Origin of the sequence: Ulvibacterium marinum (assembly GCF_003626755.1) — a bacterium.
GTDB classification, from domain to species: Bacteria; Bacteroidota; Bacteroidia; order Flavobacteriales; family Flavobacteriaceae; genus Ulvibacterium; species Ulvibacterium marinum.
On sequence record NZ_RBCJ01000001.1, the window covers coordinates 1 to 15269 of the forward strand.

Here is a 15269-nt window from a genome sequence, read left to right on the forward strand (position 1 = left end):
GGGAAAGGGACCCTCAATGGGCAATTTAAGGACCATTGTGGACACCCTACAAGTCGACCTGATTGCTTTTTACCAGCAGATCCAACCAAGACAGGTTCTCATTAAGACTCCATAAAAATGGCCTGAGTGCATCCTATCTTGTTCACGGACCACTTCTGCAACGGCCACGTTCGTTTTAGAGGACTGCTCCTAGTACTTGCTCCATCAATTTCCGAAATAGAGTTGCTATTTAATCCCATACTCTGGGAATCACGAGCCTCTTTTCCTGATTAAAATTTCTGTCTAATCATTTTCGGGTTTACCCGAAATCTAATTTACTCCTAGAGTTGCGGTTTAAAATCTTAATAATCCTCTCTGGATTAAAATCGAACTAGCCTCTATAATATTGTCCCATATGAAGAGGCGAAACAATCTTTTGCTATCTCGGCTGCTCATCCGCATCTATTCCCATCATGGCCTTTGCCAAAAATTCTCGTGATAGATAACCGTTTGCCGGGTGGATCTTGCCCAATCGCGCATCTCGGAACAAGCGTTCGAATCCGGCCTTATGAAGCAGTCCGTAGCCGCCCATAATATCCATTGCCTTGTCTACGACGCGCCACGAACCTTCGACCGAACGGCATTTGGCCGCAACGATCTTTACACCCCATGCAGGGCCGTAATCTTTGCCTTCACTCCATTCACGGGCAACTGTATCCAACTGTGGGGCTATACTTTCCATTTCCATGACCATTTCGCCGACATCATGCTGAATGACCCCGTTGTAAGCCATAGAGGGCCGATCAAAGGAGATGGATTTCTTTTTAGGCAATTTTTCCAGAACCAAATCCAATACGTGTTGCGCCAGACCATGATAGACATTTGCAAACCCCATCAACGCCCAACAAAAAATGCCGAGCACGAATCCATCCATACCTTTAAATCCTGTCGGTAGTTTTCTAACAATTAATTCATCTGGCACAAAAACACCATTCAATATGGTATCATCGGAACGGGTAGCACGCATACCTAAAACATCGTCCCATGTTTTTTTGATTTCATAATTTTCGGTATCCCTGGGCATAAAGGCGTGGATTACCATCGGATTATCGGGGTCACTATTGTCTTGACCATGAAACCCCAAATAATCCCATACGGGCGTTAGGCTACCGAACATTTTATGGCCTGTAAACTTATAACCGCCTTCAACTTTTTCCGCTTTGCAGGTGGAATAGATTCCTGGAGAATCGTTTCCAGATTCGCCATGCCCTGCGGCGAATACTTTTCCTTTTCCAGCTTCTTCCAAAAGCCATTGTATTGAACTGTCCCCACCCCGCCATAAATCGGCCACAAGTCCGGTCCAATAGATGTGCATGTTTAGAGCAACCGCCGTTGGCGCCGCATGATAGGCCAGTTTTCGGGTCAGGGCCGTACATTCATCGAGTTTCATACCGAAGCCCCCGAACTCTTCGGGTACAGCGATTAGTAGATATCCCGCTTCTTTCAATTCATCAAAATCTTCTTGAAAAAATAGGTTGTTGGCATCGTAATGTGCGGCTCGCTTTCCACAGTTTTCGAATATGCCCTCTAATTTTATTAAGAGTTCTTCTTTCTTGTTTTTTTGTGTCTCTATCATAGGTCGTTGTTTAATTTTTATTGATTTATTTTCTTAGCTTAAAGTTGGTTTAAATCCCTATTATCTTTGAGTAATTTATGAACTTACGCCTGGAGGATTCTATTTTTGGTCTTAACTGCGGGAAGTGTAACTGGTAACGCGTAACGCTGATTACCAAATTGGTATAAATTTACAATACGAATCCACCAATAGATGTAAATTTTGTATCGAATGATGAAACAAATGTATCATCTGCGTGTTTCGGGTGTCCAATTCAATCAATACTATGCAAACACCTCTTTACATAAAATACCGATGGCCATCACGAGCACGAACCAGCCGAAACTTCTTTTCAGTTTTTCACTTTTGATATAGGACGATAAAAAAATCCCCAGAAATATCCCCAAAATAGAAATCAAAGTAAAAACCAATAGGAACGACCAATTGATATCCAGATCACCAAGATTCCCGGTAAATCCGATCAAAGACTTCAAGGCAATAATAAACAAAGAGGTTGCTACGGCCTTCTTCATCGGTAGTTTTATCCATAAAACCAGAACCGGAATAATTAAAAATCCACCACCAATACCCACTATACCCGTTAATATGCCGATAACCGCACCCCCAATTACCATCATGGGGTAATTGTACCTGGGCTGTACATTTTCTTCGGTCGGTCGTTCTTTCTTTCGTAGCATGGATATCGATGCGATTAGCATCAACAATGCGAATAGCAGCATAATGCCCATATTCCTCGTAATCATAAAATTTCCCATAGAAATCAATTCTTCGGGAATCATCGGAACTATAAACTTTCGGGTCATATATACCGTTACAAATGACGGGATGGCAAAAACCAAAGCTATTCTAAAGTCTATCAGACCCCTTCTAAAGTTCTTTAAAACCCCGACCGAGGAAGAAGTGCCCACTACGAACAATGAATATGCCGTTGTCGTAATGGGACTGATTTGAAACATATAGGCGAAAATAGGAACCGCCATTATGGAACCTCCACTGCCCATCAGGCCCAACACAAGACCTATGAACAAGGCTCCGAAATATCCCAAAATTTGTATGGCTTCCATTTTCTTTATAACTACTATTTACTACTTCCCTTCTTTTATATATCCCCAACCCAATTGCTGTTTCGCAACAATCTCGTAAATACCATCGGGCACGGTAGTGACCCCAGGTATTAAATCTTCCTTGGTTTTATTATTCCTTTTCATGGTATTCTGACATACCACGATCGAGACATTCTTGTTCTTTACAATTTCCCGAAGGGTCTCACCCGCAGATGAAGAGTTGTTATCCACCATTTTATAGGCACTGCTGTAGACAACCATTTCAAATTCGGAATCTGGATAGGTCTCTGACATTAATCGTAAATGCCGGGCCGCAGATTTGTGCACGTCGGTATTTCCGCTAGTAACATCAAATACGACTTTTATCGGTTTTTCTTGGGCAAAGGCAATGTTCGTTATGAACAATGCCAGTGCCAATTTTATAAGCTTTTTCATGATTTTATTTTTCTAAAATTTAAACTGCATTTCCTGCAAAGATGTAACCACATCCCCGCTTTTGTGCTTCGCCCAAGGCCCAAACTCCTGAGGGCACAACTTGAATTCCGGGTTGCACCGCTTGAATCCATTCCTCGTAGGTTTCCTTTGGGTCGAGTCCCATTTGTTGGGCGACGGCACCACTGTAAACCGATATTGCAAGGTTACAAACACAGAACATCGCACCCCTGGCCTGCATGTCTTTTATACCCTGAATTACCGGTAAGGGAAAATCTCCCTCTTGCGGTTCGTAATAGGGGTTTCTTTTATACGCACTTCCATCGGCCTGTTTTACATGAAATACATCTCCTAAGGGATATTTCTCCCATAATTCCGATTTGAATGCAAAGGGAATGGCGTCATGGCGAAGTACGGTCATGGCGGTAATATCGCTATCGTCGGCTCCCATCTCGTTATGACTTAGATAAAAGGCCCAGTTCCATATTACAGGAAACCCTTTATGCGGGTAGGAACCATCATACACGATTCGGTTTTTACCTTTGATTTTCTTGAACCAGTCCTCGGCCTCACTCATATTTTCTGCATCATAAGATGGTAAATTGGCATACATGGGATTGGCAAATAATGATAGAGTGCTCGCCGTAGCACCTAGCATCATCGCGCCCATAAAGTTTCTTCTTGAATTCTTACTCTTTGTTTCCATAATTTGTCTATTTAGATTTAACAATATTGTATTCACTTTTATAATATTCCATGATAGGTTGAAAGGGCCCCAATTGATGTTGTTCAAGTGAGAACGTATCAACATATGGAGGGTAAGGCGTTGAAACCGGTTTTTTCTTCAAGTCGGGAAAATCATTTTCTCGATTTACTTTTTTGGGCCTCAACTGTTGGTTGATATACCCTGCAACATCATAAGCTTCTTCATCGGTCAAAATGGGATTCTCATAAGAGGCCCCAAAAGGCATATTAGCCTTGATGAATCTTGCGGCTGTAAGCACCCGGGTCATTCCCGCTCCATTGTTATAGGAATCGTCCCCCCATAGCGGAGGGTATTGATAACCGTGCCCATCCAGTGCTTTTACACCCTGTCCATTCTTACCATGGCATAACACACAATTGGTTGTGAAAATTTGTTTCCCGTTTTCAAGGTCTACCGCTCTTTGAGGAATATCGATTTTTACAAAACCTTCCCCCTTGATTTTTCCGTCCTTGGGAGCATATCGGCTCAACCACTTAAGGTAGGCAACCATGGCCTCCATCTCTTTGCCATCGGGCGGCATCATAGTGCCATTCATGCTACGCTCCATACAACCGTTGATGCGCTCTTCTATTGTTCCTATTTTGTTTTCCCTGCCCCTGAATTGAGGAAATCGTTGAATAATTCCTATCAAGGGAGCGGCATAAGGTTTTGTACCCGATCCTAAATGACAATTGGTGCACGAAAGATTATTTCCGGTGTAGGCCTTGTTCTTTTCCGTACTGGCCGGGCCGATGTATTTTGAGGTATTCTGGAAAACCTCGTAACCCAGTTTTATTTGCGTATTTTCTTCTGAATCGTCCAACCGTGAAACATCATAATTCATGGCATAAACATCTTTGGTGGTATTCTCGTTCTCACTCCCTTTTGAATAACCATCCACACAGTTCCAAAGCATAAAACAAGGTGGCACCAACAATACCCAAAAGGGTATGTAGCATCGTAATTTTAGCCCTCCGATATTTTTAATAAACCGATTTTTTTTGATAATATTCATATCTTTTGTGTGCTACTTTTGATTCATTATCTACTTCAAATTTGGACAGTATCATCCTAGCGGACATTGGGTGTCCGCCTCCACTTTTGAATATATGGGGGAGTGTTATCTGCAAGGTAAGCCGAAGACCTTGCTCTAATTTAATACTGTAAATCTACGATTGGAAATAGGAGAAAAATGTAAGTTTTAGTTCAAAGGTTCGCACAAATGAACCATGGGTGTACTTTTTGGTTCAAATGATGAAACAATTGTTTCATCAAGAAAATCAGTCTTTAATTTCAGGAAGAAAGTTTCGCAAAAGTAGTGGGCAGCATCTCATACCTTTTTCGAAAAACTCGTGTAAAATAAGTGGGGCTGTTGAAACCCAGTTCATAAGCTATTTCAGCTACGGTCTTTTCCTTTTGATTTAGAAATTCCAAAGATTTACGCAAACGCATTTCCCGGATAAGTTCATTAGGAGACATCCCGGTAAGTGCTTTTATTTTGCGATAGGCCTGTGCCTTACTCAGGCCTAGGAGATTGTTTAAATCATCAATTTTGAAATCTGGATTTGAAATTTCATGATTTAAAGTTTTCCATAGTGTTTCGAATAAGACAAAATCACCATCGGAAACCAATTTTACAATTCCCTTATCAGTATCTGATTTATTAAAGTTAGTTTGTAGAAGGGCCTCAGTATCTTTATCTATATGAACCGTTCGGTTCCCACCCAGACGACAGAGCATTTGCAATCTTTTTTTGGCTTCTCCAAAAAAATCAGACCCAGTCTCATCAACAGGCTTTCCTGTTACAACGGCCATCGTATAGTCAATGTTCATCGGAACGTTTTTTAACAACCGGGACACCGTTAAACAACAAGCAATCGCATCAGAAGCATGTACAAAAGAGGCCACGATATAGTCATTTGGCTGATTGATATTATTGCCTTGGTATTGCCGTATCAGTTTACGAACTTCATCGAAATATGTTCCATTTTTTCCAGTAAAATCTACCAAGGCGACCATCATCAACGTACGGTAGCCGGTATCGATCTCCCCATTAAGGGTAAGTGCAAGATCGTCTTGATTTTTAGTGCCCTGCCCTAAAAATGCCCTAAAGTCAATTTCATCTGAAACTTCAATGACGTTACAAGGTCCGATTCCATGAGCAGAAAGATGCATATCAACACATGCCTTTTTATCGGCTGCCTCCATAAGGCAAAAAACCTTCTTTTCGGGAAGATTCAAAAAGTATTTGATGTTTCTAACCCCATACCGGTCTTGTACTGCTAGATCATCGTGATGTGCTTCCCTAGCAGCTATCACATTAAAGGCATCATCCTCGACAATATGTATGTCCATAAAAAGTGGCATAGGCTTTTTTAATTTTTAATGTTGGCAATTTTGGCATAGCTTAAGGGGAGTAGACCAAATCTTTGCTGAAAGCACTTTATAAAATAAGAAGGACTATTAAACCCAGTATCAAAAGTGGTCTGGGAAACATTGCGGCCTTCTTTGCCCAACAATTCCAAAGATTTTAACAGTCGATATTCCCGCAAAATAGCGTTAGGTGACTTTCCGGTAACTCCTTTACATTTTCGGTAGAGCTGCGATTTACTTATGGAAAGCTTTTCGCAGAAGTCTTGGATTCCAAATTCAGGATTTTGCCAATTAGCATCCAAAACACCTATAAGATGCTCAAGCGATTTTTCTTCGGATGCGCTAAGTCTTTTAATATTGTCTTGAAGGCTTTCATTCTTTCTCAAATCGGGTTTGTTCAGTTCGCTAACTATGGACGACATTGTAATCCGGTTTTCCGTATCAAGGGCGCAAAGGTATTGCGCTAATTTTACCGTCTTCCCAAATAGAACATCACTTTGATCTACGGGCAAACCGGCATGTAGGCCCATACGCAGATTGACCAGGTCGGCCGCCACGTGCATGGCTTTTTGAATCGCTTGGGCACATTCAACGCCCATGGAAACTGAGGCAAAAGAAATCACAAAGGCTTCTCCTTTCATTTCAACCTCACTACCTTCATGTTTTTCTATTTGTTCCTTAACCGTATCATAGTACAGTGAAAATAACTTTTTTGACCTATCATGGCCCAGATTATGACGCAATAGTCCTGCATCCATTATCTTGATTACTAAAATGACTCGAAAAGCGGGGTCATTGAAAATTTCGAGACCTGGTTCACTAGGATCAAAATAGGTTTCTGGATCATCGATTCTTCCTAAAAATGCTTCCACGACCTTACTATTTACAGGAATAATCTCATGGGGTACCAATCCGTGGGCATGATCATGCATCGCCCTTACCGCCTCCTCGTTCGGTGCATCGATCAAGCAGAACACCCTTCCCCGGTCTTCATCGATCCAATAGGTCATATTCCTACAACCAAAATCATTCTGAACACCAAGATCTTTTTTATGAGCCTCTGCCGCATGCTTGGCTTCGACCCCCGGAACGATATGTGAGTCCATATATATGGGCATAGCTTAATACTTTAAAATAAGACTTTTGATTCAACGAACGGGGGGATTACATAAATATACGGTTTCTTAGGCGCGAAAATCGAACTTTTGATTCAAATAATGGTAGAAATTGTTCAGCAACTAATAAGAATTTGGTCCTAATGATTGAACCACAACACTAAAAAATATAAGTTCTATAATTTGGCCATATTATGGAAATCTTTTTTTCATCGTATATGCCATTTTAAAAGAGTCCTATTCCCAGTCTCTTTTAATAGTTTCGTTAATTCCCCTTTTATGGAACCTGATTCAGAAGGTATTTTTGCTGTTACGCTCAATTCATTCCCTTAAATCTCCATACCTGAAAAGAAGCTTCTTTCAAAGTTATGGGCACTTGCTAAAAAAATATCTTGATTCTTGTGGAGAAATTTTTGTATACATGGTATCCAGTTTTTTGTTAACTATTAGATACATTTTAGGGTAAAGTCCGCTCGGTCAAAAATTCGACTTTCCGCTTTGTTCCACTTCCGGTTAAATCTGTACTCTTCCCATTCAATTTTATCCCTACTCCCACCCCGCCACCATCACCCTTTTATTCGATAGCAAAAAAACAACATCCATTCTTGGTGACGGCATAAAGCCAGTCCCGCTGTTCACGGGGCTTTTTTATACGTCTTTCCCAAGCCTGGATATTGTAGGTGGTACAGCATCAAAAAAGGGTAACGGCGGACGGCACTATGGGAAGTAAATCAAAAACAAAAAAGATGAAATCGTACGGAATCGACAAAAAGGAAGCGGAAACAAAGTTAAAGATCAAAAAAAGGGGAAACGCTCTGGATATAATAAGTAAATCCCTGTCAGCCGTAGGCTGAGATTTTTAAAAGCTGTCCGAGGGTCGGGCGGTCATATAGTTAATAATTCTAAATTTTTTCAATTATGAGTAATCTAAGAAACAAAGTACAATTGATCGGCAACGTGGGGAACGACCCTGAAATGACCGTTTTGGAAAGCGGTAAAAAAGTAATCCGTTTTTCATTGGCCACCAATGAGAACTACAAGAACGCCAAGGGCGAGAAGGTAGAAAGCACGGACTGGCACAATATGGCGGCCTGGAACAAGACTGCCGAAATCATCGAGCGGTTCGCTGCAAAGGGCAGGCATATCGCCATCGAGGGCAGATTGACCTCCCGAAGCTACGAGACCAAGGAGGGGCTCAAAATTTCCGGAAACAATTATACTTATGGTAGTTGAATTGAAAAAAATACCGAAAACAGGACGTAAATCGATCTGTTAATCGACAGGGCCCATAAAGTTATTAATCTGTGCGAAATGAAGTTTTATAACTTGGAATACATTTTGAACAAGAAATACGCCAACGAGATTGCTTGAAAGGTGAATAATTTTCTGAAAGCACGACAATCAAAAAAAGTAATTTTGTGACCTCTATAAGCTCATATGCCTTGTTTCAAACGAATATTGGAAACAATATGTGCAGAACGAACTTGAAATGGGTTATCTTTTCGCAAAGATATAAGTCGCCAAAACTATACAATTGATAGTACTTTTGGCCAGATATAAATTTATTATGGGAATGTTAAATAATGAGTCTTATTAAAAAGTATGCAATTTTTTAAAAAACAAAAAAGCCCCCGATTCCTCGGAGGCCTTTATTTATTGGGCGGTCTGGACGGGACTCGAACCCGCGACCCCCTGCGTGACAGGCAGGTATTCTAACCAACTGAACTACCAGACCAATGATTTTATCCCGAGTAATCGGCACTCCCGCAACAGCGGGATTCAAATCTTGCTCAACGCTTTTGTAAAGCGTTTGCAAATATACATTGCTTATTGTATTGCACAAATAAAATCCTTTAAAATGTGCCCTGAATGCTACAAGAATTTCTGGCGCTCTATCATAAAAGTATTGAAGATTTTTGAAAATTGTTGCTTAATGTCCACGTCCACGTGCTTTATCTTGTATTGGGCGCATTTCAATTTTAGTTCATCAAAATATTGGGCTACCTCCTTATGATAGGCTTCTTTAATAGTATCCGCATACAAATCTATGTGCTCCCCTGTTTCCACATCCAAAAAGCGTTTTGGCTTGTTTTCAAAGTTAAAGTGTAATTCAGTTTCCGTATTCAGTAGATGAAACAGGACCACCTCATGCTTGTTGTATTTTAGATGCCGTAGGGCATCGAACAATTTATCGTCATCGGTAGCGGTCTGGAACATATCCGTAAACAAAAAAATCAAACTTCTACGTTTAATTTTTTCAGCTATCTGATGCAAGTAGGTATAGGTTTCGGTCTGTTGGGCAGGTTTGGTTTCCATACTAATTTCGCCCAACTTGGCCAATAACATCTGGTGATGGCGTTCGCTTCCCTTTTCAGGCGAATAATAATTATAAGCATCTGAATAAATACTAAGGCCCACAGCATCACGCTGTCTTTTCAAAATGTTCATCAATGCAGCAATGGCCAATACCCCAAAACCAATTTTATTCAGATTGGTACTAGTCAGGTCTTGAACCTCAGGATAGTACATAGAAGCCGAATTATCCAAGATCATATGGCACCTCAGATTGGTTTCTTCCTCATAGCGCTTGGTATACAACTTATCTGTCTTAGCGAATAGTTTCCAATCTATATGTTTGGTACTCTCTCCTGCATTGTAAATCTTATGTTCGGCAAACTCTGCCGAGAATCCATGAAAGGGACTTTTATGGATTCCGCTAATAAACCCTTCCACTACCTGATTGGCCAAAAGTTCCAAGTTTTGGAAGAGCGCCATTTTATGTAACTCGTACTGGGGATCCATTCAACTAAGATAAAATAAAAAAGGCTTGACTTATGCCAAACCTTTCTTACAACTTTTTAATTTTCCTTTTTATAGCACCGCGTCCAAGGCATCGGTATACACTTTTTTCGGGGAGACCCCAACTTGTCTATTGACAATTTCCCCGTCCTTGAATACCAGAACGGTGGGAATATTACGTACACCGTATTTAGCGGCAAATTCCTGATTGGCATCCACATCTACCTTCCCAACTACAGCCTTACCTTCATATTCCGTACTAACCTCATCAATAATGGGACCTACCATTCTACAGGGTCCGCACCATGCCGCCCAAAAATCCACTACTACAGGTTTATTACTTTTTAAGACTACTTCGTCAAAAGTAGCATCTGTTATTTCTAATGCCATTTTATTTAGATTTTATATTCGCAAATTTAGTCAATAATTCCTCGTCTTCCTTACCAACGTCACATTCATTTTGGTTATTGTGGTATCAAGGTAATTTATGTGTGTATGCCTTACTGTTAAGGAGTTAAGAAAACCATTGCTTCATTAGTTTGAAACATCTTTTGCAAAAATCATTGTCTCCAATAGATAGCAGTCCCTTGACCTGATGACTCCCTCAATTCAATTTATAGTGTACTTCCTGTTCTTCCAAAACGGATAGTAATTCGCTCGTGATCTGTATCTTTTGTTTTCTGCTTGAGAAGTTTACCTTTATCTCGTCTTCCATTTCATAGATTGTAAAATGTAAAGGATGATTGCCTTTGTATGAAACCAGTGCACTCTTTAAATCTTGTATTCTTTTTTCCTGTAATTCCTCTATGTTGAGTTTGATGGTCAACTTTTTGGCATAGTTCTCCATCACTTCCTGCAACAACATAAAACTGTTATACTGCAACCTTGGATCACCTTTTTTTCCGGTCTCACGGTTGACCCAGCCTTCACGAACAAATACCTTGACATGGACAAAGGAATTGATCATTAAAAAATGTCTAAACTTTAGGTATTCTTCCCCAAAAATTCGGAATTCAAAAGAATCCGTATAGTCTTCCATAGTGAACAATGCCCAACCCTTTCCATTCTTGGAAGTCCGGTGTTGTACATCGGTAATTACCCCAGCAAACGAAAGTTCCCGATTTACAAAATCTTCCAAATTGTTGGCATTGGAAACGCTAGCATTGCAAAAGGCACTTATCTCTGTCTTGAAATCGTCCAACGGATGGCCGGAAATATAAATCCCGACCACTTCCTTTTCCCGTCGCAGCTTTTCCATAGTGCCCCATTCCTCACAAGGAGGTACTTCGGGTTCCGGAATCTGGGCTTCACTGATTCCACCGAACATATCCATTTGACTGGAATTCTTGTTTTCCTGATATTTTGCAGCGGAGCGAATTACCTTCTCCAAGAATGTGACACCATCGCCTTCATCATGAAAGTATTGTCCCCGGTGCGTAGTCCCAAAAGAATCGAAACCTCCGGCCACCGCCAAATTTTCGAAGGCTTTCTTATTAGCGGCACGCAAATCGATACGTTTGGCCAGGTCGAAAACCGACTTATAGTTTCCATCCTTCTTCCGATGCTCTACAATGGTTTCTACGGCGGAACGCCCAACACCTTTAATGGCACCCATTCCAAATCGTACGGCACCATCTTTGTTTACCGCAAATTTATAATACGACTCGTTGACATCCGGCCCCAAAACATCCAATTCCATCCGTTTACATTCTTCCATAAAGAAGGTCACCTGTTTGATGTCGTTCATATTATTGCTCAACACTGCCGCCATATATTCTGCAGGATAATGTGCCTTTAAATACGCTGTTTGATATGCGATATAAGCATAACAGGTAGAGTGGCTCTTATTGAAAGCATAAGATGCAAAGGCTTCCCAATCCTTCCATATCTTTTCCAATGTTTCCCGTGGATGCCCATTCTTTTCACCTCCGTCCAAAAATTGGGGTTTCAGTTTTTGTAGCAGGGAGAATATTTTTTTCCCCATGGCTTTTCGAAGTACGTCGGCCTCACCTTTGGAAAAACTTGCCAGTTTTTGGGAAAGCAACATCACTTGCTCTTGGTATACCGTAACACCATAAGTTTCCTTAAGATACTCTTCCATATCCGGAAGGTCATAGCTGATTTCCTCCCTCCCATGTTTACGGGCGATAAAACTAGGGATATACTCCATAGGCCCCGGACGATACAATGCATTCATGGCAATGAGATCATCGAAGACCGTTGGTTTCAAATCCTTCATATGCTTTTGCATCCCAGGGGATTCATATTGGAATATTCCCACGGTATCCCCTCTCTGGAAAAGCTCATAGGTCTTTTCATCGTCCAGCGGAAATTCATCGGGCACCAATTCAATACCGTGTTTGGCCTTTACAATCTTTACGGTATCCTTAATTAAGGTCAAGGTCTTCAACCCCAGGAAATCCATCTTCAAGAGGCCGGCATTTTCCACGACCGAGTTATCGAACTGCGTTACATATAAATCGGAATCCTTTGCGGTAGCCACTGGAACAAAATTGGTGATATCGTCCGGAGTGATAATAACCCCACAGGCATGGATACCGGTATTTCGAAGTGATCCTTCCAATACCCTGGCCATATTTACGGTCTGTGCCTCCAAGTCGTCTCCCTCGGAAATATTGAGCAAATGATTTACCTTTTCCAGATCATCGGATCGAAACTTCTTTCGCAAATCTGCTTCCGGCACCCCAAAAATCTTTCCCAACTTGGACATGGTAGGAATCAATTTGGCAATTCGGTCCGCATCGTTCAGGGGTAAATCCAGCACGCGTGCCGTATCTCTAATGGAGGATTTGGCGGCCATGGTGCCGTAGGTAATAATCTGCGCAACTTGGTTGGCCCCATATTTATTAATGACATAATCCATGACCCGGCCCCGGCCTTCGTCATCAAAATCAATGTCGATATCGGGCATAGATACCCGATCCGGATTCAGGAATCGCTCAAAAAGCAAGTCGTACTTAAGTGGATCAATGTTTGTAATCTTTAGGCAATAGGCTACCACTGAACCTGCAGCCGAACCACGGCCTGGGCCTACGGAAACATCCATGTTTCGTGCCTCACGGATAAAATCCTCTACAATCAAAAAATAGCCTGGATAGCCCGAATTTTCAATTGTCTGCAACTCAAATTGGATACGCTCCTCTATTTCCGGTGTAATATCCCCATATCGTTCTTTTGCACCTTCAAACGTAATATGTCTTAGATAGGCATTCTCTCCCCGTTTACCACCATCGGTTGTATCCTCGGCCACTTTAAATTCCTCCGGGATATCAAATTTGGGGAGCAGTACATCCCGGGCCAAGTCAAAGGGTTCTATTTTGTCCACAATTTCCTGAACATTCAAAACGGCTTCGGGAACATCATGGAACAATTCCTTCATCTCCTCCTGGGACTTGAAATAATACTCCTGGTTCGGAAGCCCATACCGATAACCACGACCCCGGCCGATCGGCGTAGCCTGTTTTTCGCCATCCTTTACGCATAACAAAATATCATGGGCATCGGCATCTTTTTTGGAGCAGTAATACGTGTTATTGGTCGCCACCAGTTTTACCTTATGCTTTTTGGAGAACTCCAATAAAACTTGATTCACCCGATCTTCATCTTCTTGGCCGTGACGCATCATTTCGATGTAGAGATCGTCACCAAACTCTTGTTTCCACCACAACAAGGCTTCCTCAGCCTGATTTTCCCCAACGTTCAGAATTTTTCCCGGAACTTCGCCATAGAGATTTCCGGTGAGCACAATAATGTCCTCCTTATATTGTTGAATGACCTTTTTATCGATTCGAGGGACGTAGTAAAACCCATCGGTATAGGCAATAGAAGACATTTTGGCCAGGTTGTGATACCCATTTTTATTTTTGGCCAAGAGCACAATTTGATACCCGTAATCCTTTACACTTTTATTGGTATGGTCCTCACAGACAAAAAATTCACAGCCTATAATCGGTTTAATTGTATTTGCTTGTGGCGATTCTCCCTTTTCAATGGCCTCTGCATTGCTTTGTTCCACACTGGCATTATGTGCCTTTACTTCCTTAACGAAATGGAAGGCTCCCATCATATTGGCATGATCGGTAATGGCTACGGCGGACATTTGGTTATCGGTAGCGGATTTCACCAAATCCTTAATATTAATGGTGGATTGCAAGACCGAAAACTGCGAATGGTTGTGTAGGTGCACAAATTTGGCATCCTCCAAAGTCTTTATGTTCGCATCGATTTCCTCTTGGGAAACCCCACCAGTGTCCTTTTGCCAAAGTGTATCCGCAATTTTTTTGGAAGCCTTTTTCAGGTTAATGTGCTTTAACCCGATCAATTGAATTTCCTGAGGGTTGGCCTCTGAGAAATTTTCTAAATAATCCGGCTGCACATCCAGCTGCTCTTGGGTATAGTGTTTTTTACGCACCAACTCCAAAAAACACCGGGTGGTAGCCTCCACATCGGCCGTGGCGTTGTGCGCTTCCGCAAAAGGCTCGTTGAAAAGATATTCATGCAATTCGGTAAGCGTGGGCAGCTTAAATTTTCCGCCCCTACCGCCGGGAATCTTACATAGCTCTGCGGTATATTCGGTACACGTATCCAAAACAGGGAGTTCCTGTAATGTATTTTCAATCCCTGACCGATAAAATTCAGCCCTCATGATATTAACGTCGAAGCCTACATTTTGGCCTACAATAAATTTGGCCTTGTCAAGGGCAGTGTTGAACTTTTCCAGAACCTCGCCCAAGCCGGCACCCCGTTGCTTGGCCAATTCCGTAGAAATACCATGCACCTGTTCCGCATCATAGGGAATGTTAAAACCATCCGGTCTGACCAAATAATCCTGATGGTCTACCAAGTTCCCCATAGCATCGTGCAATTGCCAGGCAATCTGAATACAACGTGGCCAATTGTCCGTATCGGTAATTGGCGCATCCCAACGTTTGGGCAATCCGGTGGTCTCAGTATCAAAAATTAGGTACATATCGGGTATTTCGTCTATAAAAAAGTATCGTTAAAATTAGTGAAAACCACTTGTTTGGAAAAAGGTAGTTTTTAGGAGTTATCAACCTCTAAATATTTAGAGACTTTTTGTTGACGATTCATAGAAATATCCTATA

11 protein-coding genes and 1 tRNA gene are annotated in these 15269 nt (G+C 41.6%); 1 reads left to right on the plus strand and 11 read right to left on the minus strand.

Annotation, left to right across the window (positions count from 1 at the left end):
- Nucleotides 1-418: 418 nt before the first annotated feature.
- From D7Z94_RS00005 to D7Z94_RS00035, 7 genes are all read right to left on the minus strand, one after another.
- Complete coding sequence (locus D7Z94_RS00005; RefSeq protein WP_245967108.1) at nt 419-1615, minus strand: acyl-CoA dehydrogenase family protein; 1197 nt, start codon at nt 1613-1615, stop codon at nt 419-421.
- 263 nt (nt 1616-1878) lie between these two features.
- A complete protein-coding gene (locus D7Z94_RS00010; RefSeq protein ID WP_120709474.1) occupies nt 1879-2679 on the minus strand; it encodes a sulfite exporter TauE/SafE family protein in 801 nt (266 codons plus the stop codon).
- Between the two features lie 21 nt (nt 2680-2700).
- Nucleotides 2701-3114, minus strand: a complete 414-nt coding sequence (locus tag D7Z94_RS00015) for a DsrE family protein (protein WP_120709475.1) — start codon at nt 3112-3114, stop codon at nt 2701-2703.
- Nucleotides 3115-3133: 19 nt separating this feature from the next.
- Nucleotides 3134-3817 (minus strand): Tat (twin-arginine translocation) pathway signal sequence containing protein, encoded by a 684-nt coding sequence (locus D7Z94_RS00020; RefSeq protein ID WP_120709476.1) that lies wholly within the window; start codon nt 3815-3817, stop codon nt 3134-3136.
- A gap of 7 nt (nt 3818-3824) precedes the next feature.
- Nucleotides 3825-4871, minus strand: a complete 1047-nt coding sequence (locus tag D7Z94_RS00025) for a c-type cytochrome (protein WP_245967109.1) — start codon at nt 4869-4871, stop codon at nt 3825-3827.
- Nucleotides 4872-5149: 278 nt separating this feature from the next.
- Nucleotides 5150-6223, minus strand: coding sequence for an AraC family transcriptional regulator (locus D7Z94_RS00030; RefSeq protein WP_120709478.1), 1074 nt, complete (start codon nt 6221-6223; stop codon nt 5150-5152).
- Nucleotides 6224-6231: 8 nt separating this feature from the next.
- Nucleotides 6232-7347 (minus strand): nickel-binding protein, encoded by a 1116-nt coding sequence (locus D7Z94_RS00035; RefSeq protein ID WP_120709479.1) that lies wholly within the window; start codon nt 7345-7347, stop codon nt 6232-6234.
- Between the two features lie 915 nt (nt 7348-8262).
- Here D7Z94_RS00035 and D7Z94_RS00040 point away from each other — a divergent pair.
- Nucleotides 8263-8577, plus strand: a complete 315-nt coding sequence (locus D7Z94_RS00040) for a single-stranded DNA-binding protein (RefSeq protein WP_120709480.1) — start codon at nt 8263-8265, stop codon at nt 8575-8577.
- 428 nt (nt 8578-9005) lie between these two features.
- On the opposite strand, the gene D7Z94_RS00045 is transcribed toward D7Z94_RS00040, so the two are convergent.
- The 4 genes from D7Z94_RS00045 to dnaE all read right to left on the minus strand — a co-directional run bounded on the left by D7Z94_RS00045 (nt 9006) and on the right by dnaE (nt 15133).
- Nucleotides 9006-9079, minus strand: a tRNA-Asp gene (locus D7Z94_RS00045).
- Between the two features lie 137 nt (nt 9080-9216).
- Nucleotides 9217-10146: a DUF58 domain-containing protein gene (locus tag D7Z94_RS00050; RefSeq protein ID WP_120709481.1), complete on the minus strand. Its 930-nt coding sequence runs from the start codon at nt 10144-10146 to the stop codon at nt 9217-9219.
- A 69-nt stretch (nt 10147-10215) separates the two neighbouring features.
- Nucleotides 10216-10533 (minus strand): thioredoxin, encoded by a 318-nt coding sequence (gene trxA, locus D7Z94_RS00055; RefSeq protein ID WP_120709482.1) that lies wholly within the window; start codon nt 10531-10533, stop codon nt 10216-10218.
- A gap of 214 nt (nt 10534-10747) precedes the next feature.
- A complete protein-coding gene (gene dnaE, locus D7Z94_RS00060) occupies nt 10748-15133 on the minus strand; it encodes a DNA polymerase III subunit alpha (RefSeq protein WP_120709483.1) in 4386 nt (1461 codons plus the stop codon).
- Nucleotides 15134-15269 lie beyond the last annotated feature (136 nt).

What these genes read in the sequence shown, in the direction of transcription:
- D7Z94_RS00040 (WP_120709480.1), top strand. Translation starts at nt 8,263, where the DNA reads ATGAGTAATCTAAGAAACAAAGTACAATTGATCGGCAACGTGGGGAAC.
- D7Z94_RS00020 (WP_120709476.1), bottom strand. Translation starts at nt 3,817, where the DNA reads ATGGAAACAAAGAGTAAGAATTCAAGAAGAAACTTTATGGGCGCGATG.
- D7Z94_RS00010 (WP_120709474.1), bottom strand. Translation starts at nt 2,679, where the DNA reads ATGGAAGCCATACAAATTTTGGGATATTTCGGAGCCTTGTTCATAGGT.
- D7Z94_RS00050 (WP_120709481.1), bottom strand. Translation starts at nt 10,146, where the DNA reads ATGGATCCCCAGTACGAGTTACATAAAATGGCGCTCTTCCAAAACTTG.
- D7Z94_RS00015 (WP_120709475.1), bottom strand. Translation starts at nt 3,114, where the DNA reads ATGAAAAAGCTTATAAAATTGGCACTGGCATTGTTCATAACGAACATT.
- D7Z94_RS00035 (WP_120709479.1), bottom strand. Translation starts at nt 7,347, where the DNA reads ATGCCCATATATATGGACTCACATATCGTTCCGGGGGTCGAAGCCAAG.
- D7Z94_RS00030 (WP_120709478.1), bottom strand. Translation starts at nt 6,223, where the DNA reads ATGCCACTTTTTATGGACATACATATTGTCGAGGATGATGCCTTTAAT.
- dnaE (WP_120709483.1), bottom strand. Translation starts at nt 15,133, where the DNA reads ATGTACCTAATTTTTGATACTGAGACCACCGGATTGCCCAAACGTTGG.
- trxA (WP_120709482.1), bottom strand. Translation starts at nt 10,533, where the DNA reads ATGGCATTAGAAATAACAGATGCTACTTTTGACGAAGTAGTCTTAAAA.
- D7Z94_RS00005 (WP_245967108.1), bottom strand. Translation starts at nt 1,615, where the DNA reads ATGATAGAGACACAAAAAAACAAGAAAGAAGAACTCTTAATAAAATTA.
- D7Z94_RS00025 (WP_245967109.1), bottom strand. Translation starts at nt 4,871, where the DNA reads ATGAATATTATCAAAAAAAATCGGTTTATTAAAAATATCGGAGGGCTA.